Origin of the sequence: Pseudoalteromonas sp. A25 (assembly GCF_009176705.1) — a bacterium.
GTDB lineage: Bacteria > Pseudomonadota > Gammaproteobacteria > Enterobacterales > Alteromonadaceae > Pseudoalteromonas.
This window is the reverse complement of the sequence record NZ_AP021846.1, coordinates 2,603,877-2,629,303: the sequence shown is the minus strand read 5'-3', so window position 1 is coordinate 2,629,303 and position 25,427 is coordinate 2,603,877. Positions and strand designations below refer to the sequence as shown.

Genomic DNA, 25,427 nt, shown 5'->3' with positions numbered 1-25,427 from the left:
CTCCATATTTTTAGCTACGACTACTGTCGTTTAGGTATGCTGGGGTCAATCTGGTTGGCCATACGCGTTGGGTAAATCGTGTTAACCACTCATCTAGATAGAGACCGGCAAAAAATGCGTTTTGAAAACGTGACGTAATGCCGCTGGCTTGCTTTTTATGTAGTTGGTTAGCACACAGCAGCAACAATGTGACTATACAAATAAGATAAACATCTGCCCATATGTTTACATTGCCTGAATTTGGCAAGTTAAACCAATGACTTGCGAATGACTTCCAAACCACAATAAGTGCAATCATCATGATTGCACTTAACAAGGCAATCAGTTGGTTTTTAACACTGTGTGCTTGGCCGTACAAATGAAAACTCAATCCAATACCGAGTAATAACCACAGCGATAGGGCACTGTGCACCAGTGTAGCCGCAAGCCCGACCAAGAGCGCACAGACGATGATGCTAAACACGAGCCTTAAATGTGAATGAGTTGATGATTTAGCAAGTAGCACATTTTGGTATTGCTGCACTGTGCTGCCTGCAAATAAAAACGCATGGGCTTTGTAAAGTGAGTGAGCGATTAAATGCAGCAGCGCTAGCTCGTAAAAACCCAGCGCGCACTCAATCAACATAAAGGCCATCTGTGCGCTAGTTGACCAAGCAAGTTTTACTTTAACACTCACTCGGGTTTGCATGATCAGTGCGCTTAACAATAAGCTTATGCCAGCAATTGCTAACAATAGGCCGTTTGCGACTGGGCTTAGCTGCATCACTGGGGCAAATAAAATTAGCAAATAACCACCTAGGTTAATAACCCCTGCATGTAGTAGCGCACTCACTGGCGTGGGCGCATCAACAACTTGAATAAGCCAGCCATGCACAGGAAGTTGGGCGCATTTTAGGATGGCTGTTAAGGCAATCAAACAGGCAGCCACGGTAAGCTCGCTAGAAGAGACAAGCTGAGCGTTATTTACCATGTCGAAAATAGCAGAGATGTTTGCTGTGCCAGTTTGTTCGTAAATTAGCCAAAATGCGATGGCTAAACTTACCTCACTCACTCGGGCGATAATGAATTTTTTGTGTGCTGCTAATAGTGTGCGTGCTCGGTTAGGGTAAAACACCAATAAGCGATGTAGCGATAGGCTGATCATTACCCAGCCAAACAATAGCAATAGTAGGTTATTAGCCAAAACGGTGATAAGTACCGCAGATAGGGTAAACAGCAGCCAACGATAGTAGTAACCAAGTCGAGGTTCGCCACGCATGTACTGGCGACTAAATCGCGTGACTACCCAGCCAATACCAAGCACTAAGCTGGTTATAACCCAGGTTAAGGGGGTTAAGCGCGCAAGCTCAAGTGTGCCAGAGGAGGGAAAAACTGCATACATTAAAACAAGTAATGCAAAGCTAACAATACTCATCTGTATGCCAAGTAGTGCTTTTTTGGCAATTTTAGAGTCAGTTTGCAGTGTCCAACCCGCCCAAAAACCAACAACGGCAGGCGCAAGCGGAACTAACAGTAGTAAAGCAAAAACAACATAATCAAGCATGGGTGCCTCCATATACATCTCATACATTGTGCTTGAATGTGCTTGATAAAATAAAATACATATATTTTAATTAAACGTTCTATATAAGAGAACGATTATGAGTAGACTCAATTATCATCATTTGTATTATTTTTGGCGTGTTGCTGTGGTAGGCAACTTAACGCAAGTAGCCAAAGAGCTGCACCTATCGCAGTCTGCTTTGTCTACGCAAATTAGGGCGTTAGAGCAGCGTTATGAGGTAAAACTGTTTGATAGGGTCGGGCGTACGTTGCGCTTAACCGATGCGGGTCTGCGAGTATTAAAGTATGCGCAAGATATTTTTAACACGGGCGATGAACTTGAGCAGGTACTTAAGTTTGGTGTTGTTGCGACTAAGCAGTCTATTTCAATAGGGGTGCTCACTCACCTATCACGAAACTTTGTTGAAGGTTTTATTTCGCCTTTATTGGCCAAACAAAATGTGCAAATAAAGCTCTCAAGCAGAGGGTTAATCAATTTGCTTGATGGCCTTGTTAATCATGAATTTGATTTTGTGCTTACAAATCGTATGGTTGGCAACGATAACAACCAACAGGCATGGCAACATCAGTTACTGCGTCGTCAAGCGATTTCGATAGTCGGTCCTGCGGGTAAAAAGCCAACTACGCCGTTTCCACAAGGTTATGAAAATATAAACTGGGTGCTACCTGCCACCAACACCGAGGTGCGCTCTGCGTTTGATTCTATTTGCGCGGTTAATCAATATAAAGCAACCATACTCGCCGAAGCGGATGATATGGCCATGTTGCGATTGCTAAGCAGAGATAGCGGCGCTTGTGCAGTGTTACCACCGCTGGTGGTGTTAGATGAACTTAAAAGTGGCGTGCTAGAGGAGTATCAGGTACTCCCTAATACTTACGAGCATTTTTACGCAATTTCATTGCCCAAAAAACACCACTCTGAGGCGGTACTAGATTTACTCAGGCTGGATGAAAGTAGTTTGTGATATAAAGTGTACTAAAGCGAAGCAACCATTTAGCTAAACGTAACGGCAAGTGAGAGCTGCCCAATTATGCGTTGAGCAGCAACACCGTGTTTTATTGCTCAACGAGCATTTCTTCAACTTTTAACCCTGTTAGCTTTTTCAAAGATGAAAACAGGTAAAACAGCGCAACAAAAAACAACACCATAGTAGGCAATGCAATTACCGGGTAGCTTAATGCGGTCATGCGACCGAGCTCGTTGTTAAAAGCCTCAGTGCCTGCAGGGCTGACAACAATCATTTTTGCCAATACATAGTTAAGTACAGAAGATAAAAAGAACGAGCCTGCCAGAATATTTGAAGCAACAACTTGTACTTTAGAGAGCTTTTCGCTGTTGCCTTTTTGCTCAAGTGCCTGCTCTATCTTTTTTATGTCCATCACGCTTTCGTTAAATAGCATGGTTTTAAGTAATGGATACTTAGTGTATTGACTCACAATTACGGCAATCCCAATTAGGCCCGGAATAGCCGCCTCTTTAATTGCAATATACTTGGCATCTAACTCAAGCAAGCTAATGCCGCCAGTTAGTAAAACGGATACAAAGCCAAGGCCCGACAAAAAGTTAAACTTGCCCGTTTTATGGCGCTCCCAAAGGCCAAACCCTAGCGGGAACAACAACGCGATAATAACGCCCAACGTTGGCCCTAAATGCGCCTCGCCAGAGAAACGGGTTAAAATAATAGCGGGAATAACAATGTTAAAAAGAATCTGGCTAAAAAAACCAGAAGATTTGTTATTGGTTGCTGACACGTACGCCTCGGTATTTTGCAATATAATTATCGAGTTTACGGTAAAATGCAGGTGGGCTGCAAATGCTTGTGATGAAAAGTGTGGCGGTTTTTAAGCGGCACGCCTACTGAGCGAGCCAATAACCGCGCGGTGTGATGTGTATAAGTGCGATTTTAACGAGTAAGGCAGCTTTGCGATTAGGTTAGATGGCGCGGTCGGCTTGTCTAACCTAGGGGTTGGTGTGTACTTTTTTGAGGTGCATCTTTGGAGGGAGTTATTTTACTGGTCGTGTTTAAATGATAGATTGAGTGTAGAAGTCAAAAATGAGAATAACTAATCTTGAGCCCATTATCTGAGCTATTAAATGAACTTGCAGCCATTATTAATGGCTATCTGACACTTATTCTACTTTGGTTTTTGGTTGTTTATTTTAGGCAATGTAGCTGGAGGTTGTTATTTGCTAGAGGAGAGCAAATTCAATCTCTAAAGCAACATGAGCTGTATTCTTGTTTCATGACTGTTTTCTGGTTTGTTATATTTCGCCATTTTGGTGGTGAGATGGAGCACTACTTACTTAGTCTAGATTTTGAGCTTTATGGGAAAGTCAAAGTGTTTTATCTATCTCATCTAGCCATGAGTTCTATGCTTATTTTAGTCATATTTATTAATCATCGATTGAGGAAGTGTTTGTTCTCCGCTTCAACTCGCGTTTGTTTTTATTCAATATTAATCGTTTTGTCGTTATTATTTATGCAGCTCATTGCAAGAGGTTACTTCTCTTATCATGAGCTGAAGGTTATCTATAAAACAGGTGTTTTAATGAGCATTTTAATTGCAACTGCTGCCATGTCACTTTATCCAATTAGGCAAACTTTGGCGTATTTTAACAAAGAGAAAGAAGCCTAAGGTTAAAGAGCTTGAGTAAATTTTTGTGTAACGACAGAGTAGCCCTTGGCAATCGTAAATGTGTTTGCTGCTGATAAACTTTTTTGCAGTGCGTTAGATGGCGCCTTTGGCTTATCTAACCTACGGTGAGTTACATAGATAGATTATAGCGTAAAAGCACACATGCCTCGTTGTACTTTTTATAAGTAAAATACACCACAAAGGCAATGCTCAAGTGTTATATTGCTTGCCAAGTTAATCAATGAGAGTCGTTAGTTTTGAGCCCTTTGAATGAACTTTTGAGCCGATTAGGTAATATCGTCGATATTTATATTGGACTCATTGTGTTTTGGTTTTTGGTTACGCAGCTTCCTGTGTATCGGTGGCGTTTATTTTTTGCAAAGAAAGGGCAAATCACGTCTTTACAGGAACATGAAATATACTCTGGTTTTATTACCTCGGTTTGTTTTCTTATGGTGCGTTTTACGAATGACTTAATGACACCATATTTGTTGATGTTCGACTCAGGTATGAATAGTCGAATAAAGGTTTTTTATCTATCGGGCATAGTAATTAACACCGCACTAATAACTATGATTTTCGTTGTACATGAACTACGAAGCTGCTTGTTTTCGAAAGCGTCGCGCATATGCTTATATGCGACTTTGTTGGTAATGTCTTTGTTTTTTTTACAATTAGGCGCCAGAGGTTACGTTAATTTTCATGGGTTTAACAATGCTTATTCTCTAGGTATTTGGTTGGCAATTTTAATTGCAATATCAGCCATGTCACTTTATCCAATTAGGCAGACTTTGGCGTATTTTAACAAAGAGAAAGAAGCGAAAGACTAAAGAGCTTGAGTAAATTTTTGTGTAACGACAGAGTAGCCCTTGGCAATCGTAAATGTGTTTGCTGCTGATAAACTGTTTTGCACAGCGTTAGATGGCGCGGTCGGCTTATCTAACCTACGGTGAGTTACATAGATAGATTATAGCGTAAAAGCACACATGCCTCGTTGTACTTTTTATAAGTAAAATACACCACAAAGGCAATGCTCAAGTGTTATATTGCTTGCCAAGTTAATCAATGAGAGTCGTTAGTTTTGAGTAATTTGAGTGAGTTTTTAAATCAGCTAACTGTTTCTATTTCAGTCTACATTGGAATGCTGATACTGTGGTTTTTGGTTACTCAGTTTCCTGTCTATCGCTGGCGTTTATTTTTTGCAAGGAAAGGGCAAATCACGTCTTTACAGCAGCATGAAATGTATTCTTGTTTTATTACTGTGGTTTGCTTTTTTTTGATTTGGGTAGTCGTTGATTCTTTAGAATTCTATTTATTAACGCTAGACTTTGGTTTAAATAGTAAAATCAAAACCTTTTACCTAGTATTGATGGCTATAAATACTATTAATGTTGTCATCGTATTTCTTATCCATAAATTGTCTGAGTGCATATTTTCGGGTTCAACCAGAGCTTGTTTGTATATGCTACTAGTATCTATATCTGTTTCTTTTATGCAGCTCATTGCAAGGGGGTATTATGATTACCATGAATTGAAAGTTCTGTATAAAGCAGTTACTTGGGTTTCTAATCTGGTCTCTGTGTTTGCTATGTCACTTTATCCAATTAGGCAGACTTTGGCGTATTTTAACAAAGAGAAAGAAGCGTAAGGTTACAGCTAAAAAGCTTGAAGTGTGTTTTTTGGCAACGATTATACAGAGTTCTGTCTGCCCAGCTTTTTTAAGTCCTCCTCTCTTAGTTCTTTTTTAGCAGCTGTTGGTTTGTGCATTTCACCTTGGGTAAAAAGTGTACTCACAGCGTGTCGCAAGTGTTGTGCACTTTTGTTAGATGGCGACTTTGGCTTATCTAACCTACGGGTTATGTAGGTCGGTTAAGCGAAGCGCCACCCGACGTTTGTGACTCTGTCTTGTATTTTTGTTAGATGGCGCCTTTGGCTTATTTAACCTACGGGTTGTGTAGGTCGGTTAAGCGAAGCGCCACCCGAAATTGAGAGTCTCTCAGCGGTGGTTACAATGGCTAATTTCACCTTGCGTAAAAAGAGCGTAATCGCTTCGCTCAAGTCGCTAACCTTTTACACCTAATTCACCTTGCGTAAAAGGGATGTAAGCGCGCACAGCGCGCTTTGTTGCTAACCTTTTAGTTAGTCTTTTAACGCGATTTGCCATACGGCTACTGAGCCTGAGATCTCATTACCAACGATCAATAGCGGCTTGCCTGTTGCGCTTTGCTCGGCTGGTACAAACGCCATGCCCTCAGGTGCTAAGTCTCCGCTGATATCCGCGCCTTCAACCGTACCGCGGTTGTAGAAGTAGTCAGCAAATTTCACATCATACGGGTTGGTAATGTCGTACACCATAACGCCACCCATGCGCTCTAAGCCAACAAAAGCAAACAGGCGCTCACCGATTTTACCCAGTGCCAGCGCTTCAGGCTCTGGGCCTTTGGCATCTGAGCGGGTATCACCTTCGTTTTCATCTTCGTCGTTATTAAATGCACTACCGTGAATTGATGCGGTAATACGTTCGATTTGGTCGCCAGAGTCAAATACCACCATGCCATTACTATCCCAAATGGTAAATGAGCGAGCACCGTAAGTGTATAGTTGCTCGTATTGACCATCGTTGTTGTTATCGCCTTTCACAGTGGTAACTTTTAAACGGCCAATGTCGTCGTTGTCATTGTTTAGGTAGGCAAAGTTATCCGCTAGGGTCAGCTTTTTAGCGCGGCTTTCATCAATGTATGCAAGGCAACCATCGTCTTTATCGTAGTCTAAGCCACCTTTTGCCGTACAGTCGGCTTCATCTTTGGCATCAAAAAAGTATTCACGACCATCCCCTTCGTTGGCACTAACAATAAAGTTGGCACCTTTCCAAGTAAAGTTGGCGATGGTATCGGGTTGGTACATGCCGTACAGGCCAGGGTAGTTTCTAAAATTAATTTTGCCATCTTTATCAGAGGCATCCATGCTTAGCTCTGACCAATCTTTAAAACCAAGGCCCATCAGCTTTACGCTGTTGTCGCTTAAATCAACCACTGCAATGGCATTGTTTTCTTGAATAGAGACATACGCAAAACGGTTGTCTTTTGAAATACTCACGTATTCAGGCTCTAGATCCATCGCCACAGTTGTATTAATGAGCTTGCCATTAATTGTTCGGCCTGTTGGGTTAGCAAACACCATGCCTTGCGCTTCAAGCTCGGCCTGCTTGTCGTTAAATGCGTTAAAGTCAATGTGTGTAGCAGTATCGGCAATTGTGCCGTTAGTGATGCTGATGACGCTGATGGTGCCTTCTGGGTCTACACTGTAATCGCCAGCCGGTTCGCCCTCGTTTGCAACCACTACTTTTGCGCCATCATGACTAAAGGTAACCATATCAGGTAAGGCACCAACCTGAACATTTTTGATAAATGTGGGTGTATTGCCAGAGATATCATAAAATGCAATTTGGCCCGCTTGACCCGTAACTTTTGCAGCCATGGCTACAGCAAGTAGTTGATTGTTACTGTCAATCGCAATACTGTTTGCGTCTCCCGCTGTGTGGTCGTTTAATTTTAAAGTTAGGGCACTTGTTAAGTTGGTGCTGGTGGTTACATTCTCGTTGTTTCGAGCCAGCGCTGTGCTGTCAAAACTTGTGGCGGGAATAACATCTACAACTGCTTGTTCGCCTGAGCTGTTAATGGCATAAATCCACTTTTTAGACGCTTGATATGCTACGATTTCAGCAGCCCCTTCTGGGCTTTGTGCATTCAATACAGCGCGACCAACCAGTTGAATATCAAGTAAGCGATTGGCGTCTTTACCATTTTGCCCGTCGATGCCGTTTTGACCATTCGTACCGTTTTGTCCATCTTGACCATTTGTGCCAGTAGGCCCTTGCTCACCGGCAACACCTTGTGGCCCCTGTGCGCCATTTTTGCCATCATCACCATCGAGTGAACAGCCAGCCAAAACAGATGTAATAGATAAAGCAATAAGAGAGTGCTGCAATGAACGTTTTAACGAATGTTGTAACATGTGTGACCCTTTTTAAATTTTATTGATTTCAAAAAGGGGACAGTCAAACATAGCTTAATGACTTTGATGTGACTGTATTATTTCATTTTTGTGTATTGCGATGAGCTGATGAGTATTTTGTTAGTTGCAATAGTGGTTAGACATTTTAAAAAGTAAAAAACCGAGCTATCGGAGCTCGGCTTTTATGGTAATTTGGCTTAAAAGTTAGCGTTTAGTTACTTTAACTAACTTAACCATGTTTTCTTTTAGTTCAACTACTTCCATTTGGTAAGCAGCGATCACTAAGCTAAGTGGCGCATCAGGAATGTCTTCAAGGTGCTCAACAATTAAACCACTTAACGTTTTAGGGCCTTCTGTTGGCAGCTCCCAGTTCATTTCTTTGTTGATATCACGAATATTCGCCGCACCATCAACAAGCACCGAGCCATCGCTTTGAATGTTTACTTCGTCACTGGCGGCAGGCGTTTGCGTAGTGGTGAAGTCACCAACCACTTCTTCAAGTATGTCTTCAAGTGTTACCAAACCTTGAATATCACCATACTCATCAACCACTAAGCCGATACGTTCTTTGCTTTGTTGAAACTTAAGCAATTGGGTATTGAGTGAGGTGCCCTCAGGTATGTAGTAAATTTCGCGTACTGCACGTAGCAAAGAAGGCTTATCAAATTGCTCTTTAGTGAGTAGGCGCAGCGCATCACGTGAGTGAATAAAGCCAACTGCATCGTCAATTTGGTCGCGGTACAATAGTACGCGGGTATGCTGTGCATGAGTAAGCTGGCGTGAAATATCCTTCCAATCATCGTTGATATCAATGGCGTTGATCTCGTTTCGCGGGATCATAATATCTTCAACAGTTACTTGCTCTAAGTCTAAAATAGAAGTCAGCATGTTTTGGTGATTAGACGGTAGTAGGGCGCTTGATTCATTCACCACGGTTTTTAGCTCTTCTTTGCTTAAACTATGCTCTGCAATTTGTTTGCTTGAAATACCAAACAATTTAAGCATGCCATTGGTGATCCAGTTAACGGTAATAACCAATGGGAATAATACTTTAAGTAACCCTTTTAATATAATTGAGCTCGGAAAAGCAACTTTCTCGGGGTATAAAGCAGCGAGTGTTTTTGGCGTAACTTCAGCAAAAATAAGTACCACGAGTGTTAATACAAACGTTGCGATGGCAATACCCATATCGCCGTATAAACGTAAACCTATGATGGTGGCAACTTGCGCAGCTGCAATATTAACGAGGTTGTTACCGATGAGGATCAGGCCGATGAGCCTATCAGGGCGTCGTAGCAGTTTACTTACGCGTTTTGCTGCCCGGTGGTTTTCTTTTTCTAGATGTCGCAATCGAATGCGGTTTATTGACATGATCCCCGTTTCAGAGCTAGAGAAATAGCCCGAGATCATGATAAGCAAGCCCAATATTATAAATAAGGTGCTTGTTGATATGTCGTCCAACAGTGGATCCCTTTCAAACTTACGAACGTGTATTAAGCGTTAGCTGGCGGCAAGAGTCAAGCTAAAACTTCCCTAGGATGACTTCTTGAATAAATCGGCTGCCAAAATAAGCCAATGTAATCAATCCAGAAGCAGTCATGATTGACACTACCACAGCCTTACCTCGCCAACCAAATTTATGGTGGCCAAGGGTAACTGCTGCAAATATGGTCCATGCTACTAACGATAATACAGTTTTGTGAATAAACTCTTTTGCGAACATACCGTCTAAAAATACGAACCCCGACAACAACGCAAGTGTAAGCAAGGCTGTGCCAATAGTAAGTAGCTGATAAAGTTGCCTTTCAACTTGCATAAGTGGTGGCAAATGGCTGTGCATAATGGCTAAATCTTTGTGTTTTAGTCGGTTATCAATATAAAAAAACTGCACTGCGTACAGTGTTGCGATGATCAGTACGCAATAAGCCAGCAAAGAAAGAGAAATATGGACCACTAAGCCTAAGTCAACATTAATGGTGTGCATCACAATATGGTGCGGGATAAATAAACTGGAAATTAATAATATGGCGGCAAAGCCGTACACTACTGGAAGTAACAAGGTTGCAGGAAACTTTAGCGATACGGTTGTCACGCTCACGACTATCACCCAGCAAGTAAGCATTGCCACATTGACCGTACTTAAATCTTGTCCGTCGTGGGTGAATACTGAATTTACCAACAACAGCATATGACCCAAAATAGCCAAGGTGCTTAAAATAATTGTGAGCTTTTGATTTGGCCCTTCTTTGTGAAATAGCCTTGATAAAACATGACCCGTCGCAAGTACATAAAACAGGCTGGCAAATAAAGACAAGCTAACAATCAACATCAAAGTGTGCCCACTAATAAATTTCCTTTATAAAAGCTATTGTATTTTAAGCACTGCTTCTTGCATAGAGTTTCCAAAAAGAAACTTTGTATGCACTTGAACACTGTATTAGTCGGGGCCATATCAGTATAATGCAAAACAATTACGAATTATTGGAACCTAATACATGTTTGAAAACCTCCAGGAACGTTTAGGTAAAACGCTAAAAAACATCAGCGGCCGAGGCCGCCTAACCGAAGATAATATTAAAGAAACTCTGCGCGAAGTACGTATGGCGCTGCTTGAGGCCGATGTCGCGTTACCTGTGGTTCGTGAGTTTGTTAAACAAGTAAAAGAGCGCGCGGTTGGCGTAGAGGTCACCAAAAGTTTAAGCCCGGGTCAGGTATTCATTAAAATTGTTCGCGAAGAGCTTGAAAAAGCCATGGGCGAATCGAATGAAGAGCTAAACCTAGCGGCGCAGCCACCTGCGGTTGTGATGATGGCGGGTCTGCAAGGTGCGGGTAAAACCACCAGTATCGGTAAATTGGCTAAGTTTTTAAAAGAGCGCAAAAAGAAGTCTGTGCTTGTGGTCAGTGCCGACGTATATCGCCCCGCAGCAATTAAACAGCTAGAAACATTGGCCAGCGAAGTAGATGTCGAGTTTTTCCCCAGTGATATTTCACAAAAGCCTGTAGATATTGCCACCAATGCAATTAGCCACGCCAAGAAAAAGTTTATCGATGTTGTGCTTGTTGATACTGCAGGTCGTCTGCACGTAGACAGCGATATGATGGATGAGATTAAAGCACTGCACGGTGCTATTAATCCAATAGAAACGCTGTTTGTTGTAGACTCGATGACAGGTCAAGATGCGGCAAATACTGCTAAAGCCTTTGATGAAGCGCTGCCACTGACCGGTGTGATCTTGACCAAAACCGATGGTGATGCCCGTGGTGGTGCGGCGTTGTCAATTCGTCATATTACTGGCAAACCAATTAAATTTATTGGTGTGGGTGAGCGCACAGACGCGCTAGAGCCATTCCACCCAGACCGTATTGCATCTCGAATTTTGGGAATGGGTGACGTATTGTCGCTTATCGAAGAAGTTGAGATGAAGGTTGATAAAGATAAAGCGGCCAAAGTAGCTGAAAAGGTATTTAAAGGCGACGGCTTTACCCTAGAAGACTTTGCTGAGCAGTTACGCCAAATGAAAAACATGGGCGGCATGATGTCGATGTTGGAAAAGCTGCCGGGTATGAATAACTTACCAGATGCGGTAAAAGGTCAGGTTGGAGATAAAACCTTTAACCAGATGGAAGCCATCATCAGCTCAATGACGCCAAAAGAGCGTGCTCGTCCTGAAATAATCAAAGGCTCACGCAAAAAGCGTATTGCGGCAGGCTCTGGCACTCAAGTGCAAGATATCAACAAGCTGCTTAAGCAATTTACGCAAATGCAAAAGATGATGAAAAAGATGAAAGGCAAAGGCGGCATGCAAAAAATGATGCGCGGCATGAAAGGCATGTTACCGCCAGGCATGATGGGCGGCGGTGGCCCGAAGTTTTAAGCGATAAAAATTGTCAAAAAACCCGAGCCAAGCTCGGGTTTTTTGTTGCTTGCTTGATAACATTATTACGCGTCGCCTTGCTCTATTTTGACAGAAACAGATTTTGGAGATCTCTAAAATCCTGTTTACACTGAATTTTTGACGTGGGAAGATTGAGGCACGTAATATAACCCGTTTTGTCAGTATTTACCCCCACATTGTGGGAGAGGATAAGCTGTTAGTGCTCAAGAGGTACAATGAATCATCTTTTTTCATTAGCTTTTATTGGACTTTATGGTGCCGCCATTATCCAACTAAGTTTTTTGGTATTTAGTGATGTTCTTGATGATGGTGTTTTAACTTATGTAGCGGTAGGTTTAGGCTTACTGGCTGCGCCAGTACTTCGGCTTTATCAAAAATGGAGGCATGATAAATCGGCTAATATTATTATTGAATATAAGCCGGATTCAACACCGTTCCACCATAAGATACTAAATTTCCCGGCGATTGCGGTGCTTACTACAATTGGCAGCATGGGGTTTATTGCTGTCACGAATCATAAGTTTTCATCTAATGAGGTGACCCACAAAGAATTCAGAGTAACCGGAGTTGGTCAATAGCGTGTTCGTTACGATCTTTTTGAATATGTGCGAATATCAGATGGAATATCGGAAACTAGTTATAGTCTAGGCACAGATACAAGTAATCCCTATAAAGTTGGTGACCAGCTAAAGGTAAAATTAAGAGCCGGATTTTGGGGTTATGATATAGTCGATGAAATTAACAAAAAACACTAACAAAGTTGTTAAAAAAGGACGCAAAACAGCAGGCTTGCGCTCATTCTTTGCTTAGTTAAGCCTGCTATTTTGTACTGTTTACGGCAAGCATTATCTTTAAGGATGTCATATGAAACTCATATTATTGCTTTTACTCTTTCTATTTTCTTTTAACGCCTCTTCTGAAGTTAGCTTCATCAAAGTGAAAGGTTATGATGTTGAATATGAAATCAAAGGTAGTGGTGAGCATATTGTTTTTTTAGAGGCTGGTGGCTCTGCTGGGTTGTCTGATTGGGACCTAATCTTTGAAAAGCTAGCTAAGAAAACTAAAGTTATTCGTTACTCGAGAATTGGTAATGGTGGCTCTGAAAAAATCAAAAAAAACTACACATCTGAAGAATATGCTCAAGAGGCTTCATTACTTCTAACCGCTTTGAAAATTGATCAACCTGTTGTTTATGTCGCCCATTCTTATGGGGCGTATATCGCAAGGAGGTTTTCGTCAACGTATCCCGACAAAGTTTTAGCATTAATGTTGATTGAGCCAGCCTCAGAGCATGACGTTGATATTATGCGTAAAATTGATTTAGAGTTAGCTGAAAAGCAAATAGCTCAAGTAAAACTTGATGATTTAGCTAACGGTATGTCAAATCAGTATCTTGACTTCTGGTCAAAACGACCGCTGCCAGACTATCCTGAAATTCCAAATATTCCAGTAACAGTAATAGCGTCTACAAAAAAGTTTGAAGAGCCCCAACTTTTATTTTTTACGGATCAAGCTCGTGATATGTGGGGCAAACTGAATTCAAATTGGGCTACTGCTTTTCCACAAGGTAAAGTCGTTTTGACAAATAAGAGTTATCACTTCCCACAAAATGATGAGCCAGACATGGTAGTGGCAGAAATAGTGGAGTTGTTGTCGCGTATTAAACACTAGCAAAGCCTTTCCTCAAGTAACTTGCGTGGCCACCCGCTTTTATTTTTGGACGATGATTGGAGAACAACCGAAAATAACATTGTTAGCTACTCTAACTTTGGATAAAGAGCGAAAAGAGTCTCTGTGATCATATATGCCCTGTGTTTCGCGAAAACGGTAACATGTTGTGCAGGGATTAAGTTGACTTGCTGCCAAACATGTTCTGCCCAAAATGGAGAAGACACAAAGGCTCCCATAACAATTTCACAAGGCGGCAGGCTAGCTTCGAGAAAGACGTTTGGATAAACAAGGATGGCCGTGACTATCAACACCTAGTAATCGAAATGCGTTTTTGCTAGGTCAATGCGCCCGCGAATTCAGCATTTAAACCTTTTCGTCATTTGTCTCGTCTAAAGGATTATTTTAGTTATTTATAAAGGAAACCAATGAAACTCTTAATCACGATTTTACTCACTGCAGCCTTTTTTGCCACCAATGCGATAGCAGAGCCTAATAAGAAAGTGCTAATCGTAGCCTCTAATATGGTAGATATGGGAGATCCTGAAAAGCATGACGCCAGAAATAATTTATGGGAATTTGCGCCTCCTTATCACATTTTTGTCAGTCACGGCTTTGACGTTGATTTTGTATCACCCAAAGGTGGAGAAGTTCGGTTTATGATGGATCCTCTTGGCATAAGTAGTTACACCATCAAATATGAAGGATTCTTAGACAAAGCGAACAGTTCATTCTCGCCCTCTCAAATTGATCCTAATGACTATTGGGGTGTGTTTATTGGTGGTGGTTATGGTGTAATGTTTGACGTTGCAGATAACAAAAAAATTCACTCTATTATCAGTAGTGTATATGAGTCTGGCGGTATTATCGGTGTGGGTGGTCATGGTTCAGCTGGCATTGCAAACGTGACATTATCTAACGGGGAGTTTTTGGTGAAAGGGAAAAAAATAGCCGGATTTCCTAACTCTACCGAAACATCTAAGTCATGGGCTAAGCAAGGAACACTTTTGCCTTTTCTTATTGAAAGTCAGCTTAATAAGAATGGTGCAATTGCGCAAAATAAGAAAACACTAAAAGATAAACATGCAGTGGTTGCTGATCAACGTATTGTCTCAACAATGTTTTTGCCTTCAGCTGCACTTGTAGCAAAAGAAATGATAATTTTAAAGCCGTAGTAACGGCTCCTAATTATTAGTGAATGTCTGTGTAAACATATATGGTCACTTCAATCACGGCACATTGTGATGCTGTGGGACGTGACCATCTGAAGCTGACATTCTATATTTGCACACTAGTTTGCATGTTGGGGTGTTGTCTAAGCTAATGTGCTAGTTGCTTTGAATTACTCTGAATGGGTAAGCTTTCCAAATTGCTGTTTTGAAACCATAAGTATTGTTATATCCCTCGAAAAGTGACTTGCGAGTATGGTACATGGCATTCGCGGGGGTGCTACCATTATTCAATTGAGTAAAAAATGACTGAATAGTTAAGGTTGATGAGTCGCCAGCTTCATTATCGAATAGTGGCGCTATAATAAACTGATTCGCACTTTTTGATACTTGCTCTGCAAAATTAAACGAGGATCCTATTTGGCAAGAGTCCAAATAGAGCAGTCGACTATTTAACTGAGCAAGGTCGTAAGAATAGACCTCTTCATCATTGAGCTGCATAAAAGCTACGCCATCAGATGCAATTCCATGCAAACTAATTAATGCCATATCTAAGTTGCTGAGCTGTGCTAACTGATCCTTAGATATACTTTCCATATTATAATTTACAGTATTAGGCATTATTTTTGACAAGATTAATGACGCGCTTTCTGGGTCGGTGGTTTTATCTTTTATAGTTAATCCTAAACCATCTGGGTTAAATTTATAATTCTTAACGACTCTAATTGGTTTGCTACTGAATGAGGTAGGGCGTTGTAAAAATAGCGGTTTTCCTTTATAGGGTATCAGATCTAAAGCAAAAGCAAAGCTTCCTTCATCTAAAATAAAATGAACCTGATTCGATTCATCTAGCATTGTTGAAATTGGATTGAATATAGTTTTTTCATAATGTGCAAGATTATTTTCAAAATATTTCTTGCTTAATTCCCATTCGTTCAGCTTTTCTAAAATGGATTTAAAGTTCCTTTTTGTGATATTGCTATCTTCGTCAAGTCTGAATTTTTTTGTTTTTCCATCTAGTTTGGCTTCGATCGATATAGTTTCTTCAGATGATGTTAAATTTAAATAGAGTATTCTATTGGTTGAGTAGAAAGCTGAACTTGATATGGAGAGAGATAGTAAAATAAAAGTGAAAATTCTTTTTATCATAACTGTCCTTATATAATTATAAAATGATAGCCTTGTATTTTTACAGCATAAAAATAGAGACTATCGATGCTTCCTAACTAAGTCAGAAAGCATCAACTATACTTGCTCGTTTATAAAAGCGTAAGGTGATTAGAGAAATAATATTAAGCGATAGGTCAAATTTTCTTCCATATCCTTTGCTTAATCCGAGAAGAGTATCACCCATCTTTAACTAACATGGTCGATAGACGTTTTACAGCACACTTGGAGATAGTTAAAAATAAGGTGGTCATTTTATATCCATGTATGAAAGTCAAACTCTGTTTCAGACTTAGGAGTCAGTTCAAAAATAAAAGACCCTAATTGACGCGAAAATAGCTTGTCATTTCTTAAATAAGTTTTTATTTCATGCGTATCATCTAGTTGGTATATGGCAACATACTTTTCGAGCTGATTCATGGCCATTGAGAATGAGTTTGGAAACTCTGTGCTTACCAACAGGGGGAGTAAAAGCCACTTAGGTATATAACTCATTGGACTTCCCAGCTTTTACCAACTACTGAATTGTCAGCAAATATTTGAAAAGTAATCTGGTTTGCCAGAAGGTATAGCAGCTAAAGAGCTTGCAATACTGAAGATAAGTGAAATTATTGAAAAGTCGAACATAGATGCGGTGCAATTAAAACGCTTAGAACGTGCAGTTAACCTTTTAGGCTCTGTTAGCGCTTTATTTGGGCCTCATGAGAGGGAAAAAGTTCTCGTCATCGCTTAGTTGATGAAATTCGTCGTAAGTACAAGCTAAAACGCTAACAAACGCTTCAGAGTAGACATGCACAGTCATTTTTTAACGTTGATTGTGCATCATCATTTTGATGGACTGGCTTTGATAACATTGTCCACTAAGCAGCCCGAGCCTTGCTAAAGTTTCCGGCTTGTTACTTAAAAACACACTGTGACAGTGGGCTGCTCCTAACGTTCTGTTTTGATAATTGGTATAAACTCTTTTCGTGTGAAAAAATTTCCCCAAAGGCTGTAATAAATAACGCTTGTTAACTACTAACCAGTAAAACACAAAATGGATTGAGGTGAATGGGAAGCGATTTTTATCAACAATCGATAATGCCTTATGCAGGGATAATCATCAAAATATGTCGTGCATATACAAACAGCCAAGCGGATTTTGATGATTATTATCAAGAAGTTTGTCTGCAAATTTGGCGCAGTAGAGATAGCTTTAATGCAGCATCTAAATGGTCAACATGGGTCTACAAAGTTGCTTTAAATGTGTGTTTAACCAACTTAAAGCAGCGTAAAAAAGGCGAGCAGCGGTTTGTATCTGATGCTTTGCCTGATGAAGTGAATGATGATGTGAAAGCGTTTAGTTCAGAAGATATTAATATGCTTTATAACGCGATTAAGCATTTATCAGAGATAGATAGAGCGGTGATTTTACTCTATCTAGAAGAGAAGTCTTATGGTGAGATTGCAGAAATAATTGGTGCTAATAAAAATTCAATTGGCGTACGCATTACGCGTATAAAAGGCAGATTAAACAAGTTTATACAAGCGCAGGAGTTAACACATGAGTAAATCTATTGAACAAATGTGGAAACAGGGGTTTGTCAGTGAAGGCGAGTTGTCAGCGCCAAAGGTAAACGATTTATACAATAGAAAGTCACAGAACATAGTTGATAAGCTACAAAACATGTTTGCTGTGAATATTAAAGCAATCGCGATTGGCGCATTGATAATGCTAGTAGCGATGAGTTTAATTGGCATCCCTTGGCTAGGTTTATATATCTGCCTGTTATTGGCTCCGTTAATACAAATAGCAAAAAGAGAGCTAGATAAGTCGTATAACTTATCAAAAGGGCAGAGTAGCTTAGAGTATTTAGAAAGCTTTGATGCTTGGCTTAAGCAGTCAATTTCAAATTATTCTAAGTACTATCAGTTTTTCTACCCTTTATTTTATATCGGTATGGTGGCACAAGGGCTTGCCAGCCAATCGGGTGGTAAAGTGATGTCATTATTATTAACAAAATATCCGACAGACTATGTTTTTTTAGATATCCCAGGTTATATATGGGTAATTATTACGGCATTTCTACTAGTGGTTATTAAATACTCTGAAGCTTTATATCGCTTCGATTTATACATTATCTATGGTCGACAGTTCAAAAAGCTTGAAGAATTACTAGCGGATATGCGCGCTTTGAAAGCATAAAGAGGTAGCATGGCGCAGCCAGAACGCTGCGCTTTTTTGTTACAGAGAATGAGAAACTAAGATCCTATCAACTAGCTCTAATGCGGATGTAAAGTTACTAAGATCAGAGTGAACATTGCCATTTTTTCCTGAGTGGTGACCATGGCCAATTAACTGCATTTGCTGTAGCTTATTGGGTTGATCAAAGTCTAATTCAGCTTGATAAATCAACGAAGGCTGTGCTGTATATCCGTCGCCAGAGTAGATAGGATCATCAGGAAATCGGTCACTGCTGTAATAGCTGTTGTAATCGAACGAATGATTAATTTCGAAGCGAATACGGTATTTACCTGTCAGTGCATTGGAAAGTTGAATCGAGTAAATAAAATTATCGGTCATCGTTGCGCCACTAAAGCCATCAACAACCAACTTGTTATCGGTAGGCAGAAAGTAGCCATTGCTAGCTTGTACGCCTAGCTGATGCAAAAATACAGGCAAAGACTCCGGACGCATACGAGTATCTTTCGTTTCGGGCTCTTGTCCGCCAACCAAGGCATCTCTGCCAATGGCATTTTCACCAATTAGTAAGTGGTCAGTGAATACTTGCTCCGGGTCTGCTTTAGAAACCTTATTGGTGAAATTATTAGTCGCAATGGCTTGTGTGACATACAAAGGCTGCACAAATTCACCTTCTAAGGTCTCTAACCAAAATGCATATTGCGGCCACATAAAATATGGGCCTTTTTTAAGTTCTATGGTGATAGTTTGCCCGCTAGCATTGTCAGGTGTAATGGCTCGCTCGACATATTTATGTTCTTTATCTTGATCAGCCTTGTCGGCCGCTTTGAGTGTTTGCCCCCAAGTATACACTTGCATCGCGGGTGGAAGCGCCAAAAAGGGAGAAGCCAATAAATAGCCCATTAATAAAACAGCCAGTGGCATGGCAAAACTTATTTTACCCATGTGCTTTTTGAAGGGGTTTAAATAGCTGAGTAAAGGCTTAAAATTTTTGAACAAGTGCCATACTACAACCAAAATCATTGCGGCACCAATGAGGGTATGTATTAGGGCAACCACAGTGTCATGTTGTTGGCTGTACATTAGTACAGAAGTAACCAACATAATAGTAAAAGCTAAAAACAGTAGGGTGCCGATGAATACACGGGCATTAAAAAACGACATAGAGACTCCTTTTGTGAATAATTCTCTTGTCGCTTATTTCTGGTGTTAAAAGCCACTAAAGCTTTCTAAAATTATCTAATGCTATTGATTTTAAAGGTAATAATTTTACTTGATGGTGTTTAAATACTTTAGTTGCTCAGTGAGGGCTCGGCTTTTGGCAATTTGTTTTGCTTTGTTTAGTGCGGCGTTGAACTCATCAAACTTGTTTTGTTTTTTGGCAAGCAGTGCCAAACTTGCCCAAACACTGCTTTCTCCAACTGGGCACTTCAATACTTGATGATGTGCTTTGGCTTCTAGGTAAAATCGCTTGGCGCTATCATAATCTCCCTGTGTTTGTGCGATACGAGCAAGCAAGTCTTTCGAGTAGGCCATAAACAGCCAGTCATTACTGCTATTTGCGACGTTAAGAGCATTAATTGTTTGTTGCTTTGCTTGGTGATTATTGTCTTTGACAAGGTGAAATATTGCCTTGAGGTAATACAGCCTGGTTAGTTCGGCTTTATCATTGAGGTTTTCAGCAATAGGGATCGCAAGAGCTAGCCTTTGTGCTACTGCATCGAGGTTATTTGCCTCAAATAGTATCTCTATTAATATACGTTGCGCGGTGAGGTTTTTCGGATCACTGATGACAATGCTTTCCAATAAAGGCTTAGCGGCTTGATATTGACCCTCTAGTTTTAAATCTATCGCAACACCAAGCATTTCATTATTAAAGTCTGCATGGTAATTATGGGGTTCAACAACCGCATTAGTACCAATGTGCTTAGCAACAAGTGCGCTAAACTGATCAGTGATGGTTTGAATATCTCTAGCAAAAATGACACCTTTTTGTTCGGTATTCTTAAAGTGTAAAACGTAACTGAGTTGATAATCGTGGGGCGTTCCTGAGAGTTTAGAAGAGACAATTATCTCTGCGCCTGATACGGTAAATAGCTGGTTTATATGTGCAGACTTTACATCAATCAAAGGTGCACCGGCTCGCTCTAACACTTCGAGTACGTAATCTGTCTGGAGCACGCCATGCTCTTGGTTATTAGGTAAGCGCTGTATTACTTGGTCCATCATGCCAAGACGTACCCAACTGTGGTCATTTCCTTCAATGGTGTTCTGCACGGGAAGAATGACGACAGAGCCTGAAATTAGCTGTGATTGTTGCTCAGGAACGAGTGTATCGGAAGATAAGTAATTAATGATAAAGGCTGTAATCGCCAGACAACATACCAGGCTGCCAATGAGCCACAAGTGACTGTAGCGAGCTACTTTGTGAGTTGCTGTAGCTGCCGCAGTTACTGCTGGTAGCCAAACATACCCTTGTTTAGGGATTGTTTTGATCACCTCTTCATTATTAAAAAGCTGGCGCAACTCATTGATAGATTGAAAAACAACTTGATCAGCAACAACCGAATTAGACCAAACCTTCGCTAGAATCGTTTGCTTGCTTACGGGCTGACCTGCATTTTTGAGTAATAAAACTAAGAGTTGGCAGGTTTTGGGGCGTATTGAGACATTATCACCGCTGTGCGTTTTAATCGTTAATGCTTGAGAGTCGATTTTGTAATGTAAAGTGTTGTACAGCACGTGATGTAGATCCCGTATAAATGAAATAGTTTTATTTTATCAATCAGTGAGTAACTATTTGCTTGCTTTGAATGCGTGGAGAATGAGTTAGTATTACACATTCTAACAACACTCAGAATACAAATTAAGGATGTTACGTGAAAGCACTTTTGTTCTTTGTGCTGATAATCTGTTTCTCAGTGAAAACACAATAAGTAAACGCGAACATTGTTAGAGCGCCCTGCCTTAAAGACTTTATCTCTGATTAGCTTTGTGCTTGTTATAATACCAATTTTATTAATACATTGATCATTCTAGCGGGCTAAATAACTCATTAACTGCGTTAAATATTTCTCATGTAGAATAACTACATATCGAAATATTTGCCTTGTTACTAAGCCATTTATCTGTCGCAATATCTGATCACCAATTTAATGCAATTGGTATAAGAATTATTTAAAATAAACAATAGGATATCTTCCATTTTAGGAAGTGAGCATATCACTCCTATTGCTGCAAAATACACAATATGGACAGCTTATGGCTAAAATCATTGAACCAAAAACCGCGCGTATCCAGCTTCGCCAATGGAGGCCGAGCGACTTAGAACCGTTTTTTACAATGTCGTCAGATAAACAAGTGATGAAATATTTTCCAGCTACTTTGAGTCGCTCTGAAAGTGATGGTATAGCCAATAAGTGTCAGTCACTGATAGCTGAAAATGGCTGGGGAGTATGGGCCGCGCAATTGCTAGAAACTAACGAGTTCATTGGAATGGTTGGATTACATAAGCCGTCAGCAGATTTACCTAGTTCTGGAAGTGTTGAAGTGCTTTGGCGCCTAGCACGACCTCATTGGGGCAAAGGATATGCAACAGAAGCCGCAGCTGCAGCGCTCAGGGTTGGTTTTGAGCAACTTAACTTGCAGGAAATTGTCTCATTTGCGGTAGTTAATAATCACCCCTCACGCGCAGTTATGGAACGGATCAACATGCACAATACCGGTAAGACATTTATGCATCCTGATGTGCCAGCCCCAGAGCACTTAAGAGAACATTGTTTGTATAAGATCTCGAGAGAACACTGGGCCGCAAAATGCGCTTGAACAAAGTGTCTGGCAGCCACTTTTAATACAGCATATACCAACTAGCGGGCAGCTTAGTTGTTGGCAGGCGTTATCATCGTCAGTTATTTTTGTATAACTACTAGGGGTAAAAAGCCTTCAGTTTGGCTTTTACCTGCCCAAGATAGCGTCGGCTAACGGGGTGCATATGTCCTTGGCAACACAGATATACCCCTTCGTCTGTTTGTTGCATGCTTTCTATCATGCTGATATTTAGTAAATGGGAGCGGTGACACCGTATAAACTGCTGTGGGTCTAACAATGTGCTTAGTTGCTTCATGGTTTTACGTATTACCATGGTCTGGTTTGCGACTTTAATACACAGGTAATCATTAGCAGACTCCACAGATATAATACTTTGCGTATCTACCATGCGGGTTTCGCCCCCTTCTTTGAGAGCTATTCGTTTAAGATACTGGTGCTTAGGCGTTATTACCTGCTTATCTTTGGGATGATTTATTTGACGTTGTCGCAGACGAGTAAGTGTTTGTGCAAAAAATTCATCGTTAATTGGTTTTGTTAGGTAATCGATTGCATTGAGACGAAATGCCTCTATAGCATGTTCTTGATAGGCACTAACAAAAACGATGTATGCGTTGCAGTACTGTGCGAGCAATGCACCGGCTTCTATGCCGCAGAGCCTGGGCATATTAATGTCTAGAAACACCACATCGGGTTGCTGCTGAGCAGCTAACAATAAGGCGTCTTCACCATTGTCAGCCTCGCCTACTATTTCTATATCGTTGGCAACCTCTAGGCGCAGGCGAAGCGCTTCACGGGCTAATGGTTCATCGTCAACAATTAAGGCTTTTAGGGGCTTCATAGTGGCACCGTCATGGTCACAATAAAAAGGTCGCCTTGTTGGCCATATGCCAATGTTGCCGAATTGCCGTAAAAGGTCTGTAACCTTTGCTTGGTGTTATACAGTCCCATGCCTGTTCCTTTGTTATTGTTTATATTTTTGGCTGCGCTGAGTGAAGCACATGGATTACTCATTTTAATTATAAGGGAATGGGGCTGGGTTTCGAGTGCCATACCAATGCTCGAGTGTGACGTTTGTGCCGCTGCACCATGTTTTACCGCGTTTTCTAGTAGCGGTAGAAGTATGCCCGTCGGTAGTGTCACTTGTGGTAAAGACTCTGGTACGTGCCATTCTATCGAGAGGGTATCGGCAAAGCGCATTTTTTCAATGTCTAGATAGTGTCTGCACCGCATAAGCTCTTTTGATAGTGGTTGAGTAAGAGGAGGCTCAAGTGTCAAGGTGTGCCTAAGATAGCTACTGAGTTTATTCAGCATGTTACGTGCGGTGTTGCTGTCTTTTTTAAGTAGTAGTGTGTCTACACTTGCCAACACGTTAAACAAAAAGTGCGGATCGATTTGAAATTGTAAAAGCTTTAACTGCGCATCACGCGCTTGCTGCTGTAATTTCTCCTGTTGTTTAGATTGAAGTTGTGTACGTTTTTGATAATGCCAAAGCCAAAAGCCACAGCTCCAAAGTAATAATTGCGTGACCGCTGACTTACCATTATGAAAATAGCCCCAAAAATGAAACTGGTTATTGGCAGATTCCAGTACATGGTACTCAAGCGCGTTGAAGCTAGCTCGCCAAGCCAGCCCTGCAACTACTGACAGCGCTAAGGCGATGGCTAGCTGAGCTGCGACGTGCCATCGCAGTATGGGCTGGTAAGCGACGAATAATAAAGACGAAAAAAGTGCGCCTAATGCCATGTAGCTGAAGATCCATATCCACTCAGGGGGTCTTACATCTAACCAAGTAAAGCGTGTTAACAGCGCTAACGCCCCCCATAGCAGTAGTTGTCCCCAAGCAAAACGACGAGCAAAAAGACTTGTGAACATATTATCCTCATTATGATTTTGGCCTGATGGCATCATAGCGTGCAGGGCCCTAGGTTAAAAACCGAAATCCGCAAAAGGGTGACCGAATTTCGCAAATGACTGTGCCTTTTCCTTTGAGATCGTTACGTTAAGGGCATAACTTAACCCGGAGTATTTGCATGTTTCGAATTATTTTTTGGCTTTTTTTTACACTGAGCGCCAATGTTTGGTCACAGCCTTATCGCACTGAGTATTTTGCTGATTTTCATTTTTGGGAGTCACCTTATCAGCCTTTTATTGGCACTACACCGCTTAGCAAAGCAGATGCACAAAAGCGTATTCATATTCAGGCAGGTTATGATAGATACAATCGTTTGGTCGAGATCAAAACTAAGCTGGGTAAGCATTATAAACGTATTCCATCTTTGTACGTGCACGCGGTTCATACTCAAATTACATATCAGGATAAGTATGAAATACATCGTTTTTTTGATTCGTTCGGCAACCAAATCACAGCATGGGGCGATGTGTGGGAACAACGCTATAAAAAAGATGGCAAAGGACGTTATCTGAGCCTTAAGTTTTTTAATAAAGACAACGAGGCTATTGAAAACAGTTGGGGTGTGGCGGCCTATCATTGGTCACATCCAGGTGACGGCAGTGTTGTTGAAACCCGAGTAAGTCAATCTGGCGAGCTTAAACCCCATCGGCCTGGCTTTGAATTTGAGCGCATTAGATTACTTTTTGATGGGCGGGGAAACTTACGATTAATGCAGAACGTGGATGAGCAGAACAATTTGCTAACATCGACCTCTGGGGCTGCGCAATATCGTTACTTTTACAACGCTCGTCAGGGGTTTGAGCGCTGGGAGGTGCTCGATAAGCAGGGGAAGGCCGCGCTAGGTCCAACAGGTACAGCGGGTGAGCAATATACGTTTGATAAGAATAATTGGACTCAAATTGCGTTTTTTGGCGTTAACGGGCAACCTGCAATACACGATTCGGGGGCGGTACATTGGCATGCGCAATATGATCAATACGGAAATCTAACTGAACGTTGGTTTACGGATGCACAAGGCCAGCCCATTAACGGGAAGTATGGCTTTCATAAACGAGTGTCAGTGTGGGACACCACAGGGCTAAAGCTGTTGCGCCATGAGTACTATGACCATAATAATCAATTGACGCGTAACATTGACGGCGTGGCTAAAGTTCACTTTATCTACAATATGCAGGGCTTATTAATTGAAATGCGTAATACCGATGAACATGACAATTTAGTCAACGACGCATGGAGCGGTTATGCCAGACAAACTTTTACATACGATGAAAAGCATGTGCAAAAAGGGTCACAGCGTTATCTTGCAAAAGGGGAGGTTTATCAACCCGCTGCTCGCTAAATAGTGTGTTGCAGTTGGCCGCAGCGGTGTAAAATACGCTGCGGTGGCTTAA

24 protein-coding genes are annotated in these 25,427 nt (G+C 41.1%); 13 read left to right on the top strand and 11 right to left on the bottom strand.

Annotation, left to right across the window (positions count from 1 at the left end):
• Positions 1-10: 10 nt before the first annotated feature.
• A complete protein-coding gene (locus tag GDK41_RS11260) occupies positions 11-1,543 on the bottom strand; it encodes an NADH-quinone oxidoreductase subunit L (protein ID WP_172971601.1) in 1,533 nt (510 codons plus the stop codon).
• 97 nt (positions 1,544-1,640) lie between these two features.
• Here GDK41_RS11260 and GDK41_RS11255 point away from each other — a divergent pair, with 97 nt between their 5' ends.
• Entirely contained in the window at positions 1,641-2,528 is an 888-nt protein-coding gene (locus GDK41_RS11255; protein ID WP_152086505.1) for a LysR family transcriptional regulator, read from the top strand.
• 91 nt (positions 2,529-2,619) lie between these two features.
• Here the strand turns inward: GDK41_RS11255 and GDK41_RS11250 are convergent, their stop codons facing one another.
• A complete protein-coding gene (locus GDK41_RS11250) occupies positions 2,620-3,315 on the bottom strand; it encodes a VC0807 family protein (protein WP_152086504.1) in 696 nt (231 codons plus the stop codon).
• A 318-nt stretch (positions 3,316-3,633) separates the two neighbouring features.
• On the opposite strand from GDK41_RS11250, the gene GDK41_RS11245 reads away from it, so the two are divergent.
• From GDK41_RS11245 to GDK41_RS11235, 3 genes are all read left to right on the top strand, one after another.
• Positions 3,634-4,200, top strand: a complete 567-nt coding sequence (locus GDK41_RS11245) for a hypothetical protein (protein ID WP_152086503.1) — start codon at positions 3,634-3,636, stop codon at positions 4,198-4,200.
• Between the two features lie 266 nt (positions 4,201-4,466).
• A complete protein-coding gene (locus GDK41_RS11240) occupies positions 4,467-5,030 on the top strand; it encodes a hypothetical protein (protein ID WP_152086502.1) in 564 nt (187 codons plus the stop codon).
• Positions 5,031-5,290: 260 nt separating this feature from the next.
• On the top strand, positions 5,291-5,848 hold the full coding sequence (locus GDK41_RS11235; protein WP_152086501.1) for a hypothetical protein: 558 nt from the start codon (positions 5,291-5,293) through the stop codon (positions 5,846-5,848).
• Positions 5,849-6,339: 491 nt separating this feature from the next.
• Here GDK41_RS11235 and GDK41_RS11230 read toward each other — a convergent pair whose 3' ends face one another.
• The 3 genes from GDK41_RS11230 to GDK41_RS11220 form a co-directional block, all read right to left on the bottom strand.
• Positions 6,340-8,214 carry a choice-of-anchor I family protein gene (locus tag GDK41_RS11230; protein ID WP_152086500.1) on the bottom strand — a complete coding sequence of 625 codons (1,875 nt, stop codon included), beginning with the start codon at positions 8,212-8,214 and terminating at the stop codon, positions 6,340-6,342.
• Between the two features lie 204 nt (positions 8,215-8,418).
• A complete protein-coding gene (locus tag GDK41_RS11225; protein ID WP_152086499.1) occupies positions 8,419-9,675 on the bottom strand; it encodes an HlyC/CorC family transporter in 1,257 nt (418 codons plus the stop codon).
• Between the two features lie 61 nt (positions 9,676-9,736).
• Positions 9,737-10,543, bottom strand: coding sequence for a cytochrome C assembly family protein (locus tag GDK41_RS11220; RefSeq protein WP_152086498.1), 807 nt, complete (start codon positions 10,541-10,543; stop codon positions 9,737-9,739).
• A gap of 166 nt (positions 10,544-10,709) precedes the next feature.
• Here GDK41_RS11220 and ffh point away from each other — a divergent pair, with 166 nt between their 5' ends.
• The 4 genes from ffh (at position 10,710) to GDK41_RS11200 (ending at position 14,953) form a co-directional block, all read left to right on the top strand.
• Entirely contained in the window at positions 10,710-12,089 is a 1,380-nt protein-coding gene (ffh, locus tag GDK41_RS11215) for a signal recognition particle protein (protein WP_152086497.1), read from the top strand.
• Between the two features lie 236 nt (positions 12,090-12,325).
• Positions 12,326-12,688 (top strand): hypothetical protein, encoded by a 363-nt coding sequence (locus tag GDK41_RS11210; protein ID WP_152086496.1) that lies wholly within the window; start codon positions 12,326-12,328, stop codon positions 12,686-12,688.
• A gap of 286 nt (positions 12,689-12,974) precedes the next feature.
• Entirely contained in the window at positions 12,975-13,781 is an 807-nt protein-coding gene (locus GDK41_RS11205) for an alpha/beta fold hydrolase (RefSeq protein WP_152086495.1), read from the top strand.
• Positions 13,782-14,206: 425 nt separating this feature from the next.
• Positions 14,207-14,953, top strand: a complete 747-nt coding sequence (locus GDK41_RS11200; protein ID WP_152086494.1) for a type 1 glutamine amidotransferase domain-containing protein — start codon at positions 14,207-14,209, stop codon at positions 14,951-14,953.
• 153 nt (positions 14,954-15,106) lie between these two features.
• Here GDK41_RS11200 and GDK41_RS11195 read toward each other — a convergent pair whose 3' ends face one another.
• On the bottom strand, positions 15,107-16,096 hold the full coding sequence (locus GDK41_RS11195; RefSeq protein WP_152086493.1) for a hypothetical protein: 990 nt from the start codon (positions 16,094-16,096) through the stop codon (positions 15,107-15,109).
• 273 nt (positions 16,097-16,369) lie between these two features.
• Complete coding sequence (locus tag GDK41_RS11190) at positions 16,370-16,609, bottom strand: hypothetical protein (RefSeq protein WP_152086492.1); 240 nt, start codon at positions 16,607-16,609, stop codon at positions 16,370-16,372.
• Positions 16,610-16,670: 61 nt separating this feature from the next.
• Between GDK41_RS11190 and GDK41_RS11185 the strand changes: the two genes are divergently transcribed.
• The 3 genes from GDK41_RS11185 to GDK41_RS11175 all read left to right on the top strand — a co-directional run bounded on the left by GDK41_RS11185 (position 16,671) and on the right by GDK41_RS11175 (position 18,299).
• The gene (locus GDK41_RS11185; RefSeq protein ID WP_197739483.1) at positions 16,671-16,847 is read left to right on the top strand and encodes a DUF6058 family natural product biosynthesis protein; all 177 of its coding nucleotides are present in this window, start codon (positions 16,671-16,673) and stop codon (positions 16,845-16,847) included.
• A 317-nt stretch (positions 16,848-17,164) separates the two neighbouring features.
• Positions 17,165-17,665: an RNA polymerase sigma factor gene (locus GDK41_RS11180; protein WP_152086491.1), complete on the top strand. Its 501-nt coding sequence runs from the start codon at positions 17,165-17,167 to the stop codon at positions 17,663-17,665.
• On the top strand, positions 17,658-18,299 hold the full coding sequence (locus GDK41_RS11175; protein WP_152086490.1) for a hypothetical protein: 642 nt from the start codon (positions 17,658-17,660) through the stop codon (positions 18,297-18,299). Before GDK41_RS11180 ends, GDK41_RS11175 begins: the two co-directional genes overlap by 8 nt.
• Before the next feature lie 39 nt (positions 18,300-18,338).
• On the opposite strand, the gene GDK41_RS11170 is transcribed toward GDK41_RS11175, so the two are convergent.
• Together GDK41_RS11170 and GDK41_RS11165 are read right to left on the bottom strand one after the other, a co-directional pair.
• A complete protein-coding gene (locus GDK41_RS11170) occupies positions 18,339-19,460 on the bottom strand; it encodes a DUF4405 domain-containing protein (protein ID WP_152086489.1) in 1,122 nt (373 codons plus the stop codon).
• Positions 19,461-19,565: 105 nt separating this feature from the next.
• A complete protein-coding gene (locus GDK41_RS11165) occupies positions 19,566-21,038 on the bottom strand; it encodes a winged helix-turn-helix domain-containing protein (RefSeq protein ID WP_172971600.1) in 1,473 nt (490 codons plus the stop codon).
• A gap of 519 nt (positions 21,039-21,557) precedes the next feature.
• On the opposite strand from GDK41_RS11165, the gene GDK41_RS11160 reads away from it, so the two are divergent.
• Entirely contained in the window at positions 21,558-22,121 is a 564-nt protein-coding gene (locus GDK41_RS11160) for a GNAT family N-acetyltransferase (protein WP_152086487.1), read from the top strand.
• 100 nt (positions 22,122-22,221) lie between these two features.
• Here the strand turns inward: GDK41_RS11160 and GDK41_RS11155 are convergent, their stop codons facing one another.
• Positions 22,222-22,962, bottom strand: coding sequence for a LytR/AlgR family response regulator transcription factor (locus GDK41_RS11155; RefSeq protein WP_152086486.1), 741 nt, complete (start codon positions 22,960-22,962; stop codon positions 22,222-22,224).
• Positions 22,959-23,996 (bottom strand): sensor histidine kinase, encoded by a 1,038-nt coding sequence (locus tag GDK41_RS11150; RefSeq protein WP_172971599.1) that lies wholly within the window; start codon positions 23,994-23,996, stop codon positions 22,959-22,961. Before GDK41_RS11150 ends, GDK41_RS11155 begins: the two co-directional genes overlap by 4 nt.
• A 158-nt stretch (positions 23,997-24,154) precedes the next feature.
• Here GDK41_RS11150 and GDK41_RS11145 point away from each other — a divergent pair, with 158 nt between their 5' ends.
• Positions 24,155-25,375 (top strand): hypothetical protein, encoded by a 1,221-nt coding sequence (locus tag GDK41_RS11145; RefSeq protein ID WP_152086484.1) that lies wholly within the window; start codon positions 24,155-24,157, stop codon positions 25,373-25,375.
• Positions 25,376-25,427: the final 52 nt, after the last annotated feature.

Excerpts from the sequence above, each read along its gene's own strand:
- GDK41_RS11195 (WP_152086493.1), bottom strand. The coding sequence starts at position 16,096 with ATGATAAAAAGAATTTTCACTTTTATTTTACTATCTCTCTCCATATCA.
- GDK41_RS11150 (WP_172971599.1), bottom strand. The coding sequence starts at position 23,996 with ATGTTCACAAGTCTTTTTGCTCGTCGTTTTGCTTGGGGACAACTACTG.
- GDK41_RS11260 (WP_172971601.1), bottom strand. The coding sequence starts at position 1,543 with ATGCTTGATTATGTTGTTTTTGCTTTACTACTGTTAGTTCCGCTTGCG.
- GDK41_RS11200 (WP_152086494.1), top strand. The coding sequence starts at position 14,207 with ATGAAACTCTTAATCACGATTTTACTCACTGCAGCCTTTTTTGCCACC.
- GDK41_RS11160 (WP_152086487.1), top strand. The coding sequence starts at position 21,558 with ATGGCTAAAATCATTGAACCAAAAACCGCGCGTATCCAGCTTCGCCAA.
- GDK41_RS11230 (WP_152086500.1), bottom strand. The coding sequence starts at position 8,214 with ATGTTACAACATTCGTTAAAACGTTCATTGCAGCACTCTCTTATTGCT.
- GDK41_RS11220 (WP_152086498.1), bottom strand. The coding sequence starts at position 10,543 with ATGTTGATTGTTAGCTTGTCTTTATTTGCCAGCCTGTTTTATGTACTT.
- GDK41_RS11255 (WP_152086505.1), top strand. The coding sequence starts at position 1,641 with ATGAGTAGACTCAATTATCATCATTTGTATTATTTTTGGCGTGTTGCT.
- GDK41_RS11210 (WP_152086496.1), top strand. The coding sequence starts at position 12,326 with ATGAATCATCTTTTTTCATTAGCTTTTATTGGACTTTATGGTGCCGCC.
- GDK41_RS11155 (WP_152086486.1), bottom strand. The coding sequence starts at position 22,962 with ATGAAGCCCCTAAAAGCCTTAATTGTTGACGATGAACCATTAGCCCGT.
- GDK41_RS11170 (WP_152086489.1), bottom strand. The coding sequence starts at position 19,460 with ATGTCGTTTTTTAATGCCCGTGTATTCATCGGCACCCTACTGTTTTTA.
- GDK41_RS11145 (WP_152086484.1), top strand. The coding sequence starts at position 24,155 with ATGTTTCGAATTATTTTTTGGCTTTTTTTTACACTGAGCGCCAATGTT.
- GDK41_RS11190 (WP_152086492.1), bottom strand. The coding sequence starts at position 16,609 with ATGAGTTATATACCTAAGTGGCTTTTACTCCCCCTGTTGGTAAGCACA.
- GDK41_RS11175 (WP_152086490.1), top strand. The coding sequence starts at position 17,658 with ATGAGTAAATCTATTGAACAAATGTGGAAACAGGGGTTTGTCAGTGAA.
- GDK41_RS11205 (WP_152086495.1), top strand. The coding sequence starts at position 12,975 with ATGAAACTCATATTATTGCTTTTACTCTTTCTATTTTCTTTTAACGCC.
- GDK41_RS11180 (WP_152086491.1), top strand. The coding sequence starts at position 17,165 with ATGGGAAGCGATTTTTATCAACAATCGATAATGCCTTATGCAGGGATA.
- ffh (WP_152086497.1), top strand. The coding sequence starts at position 10,710 with ATGTTTGAAAACCTCCAGGAACGTTTAGGTAAAACGCTAAAAAACATC.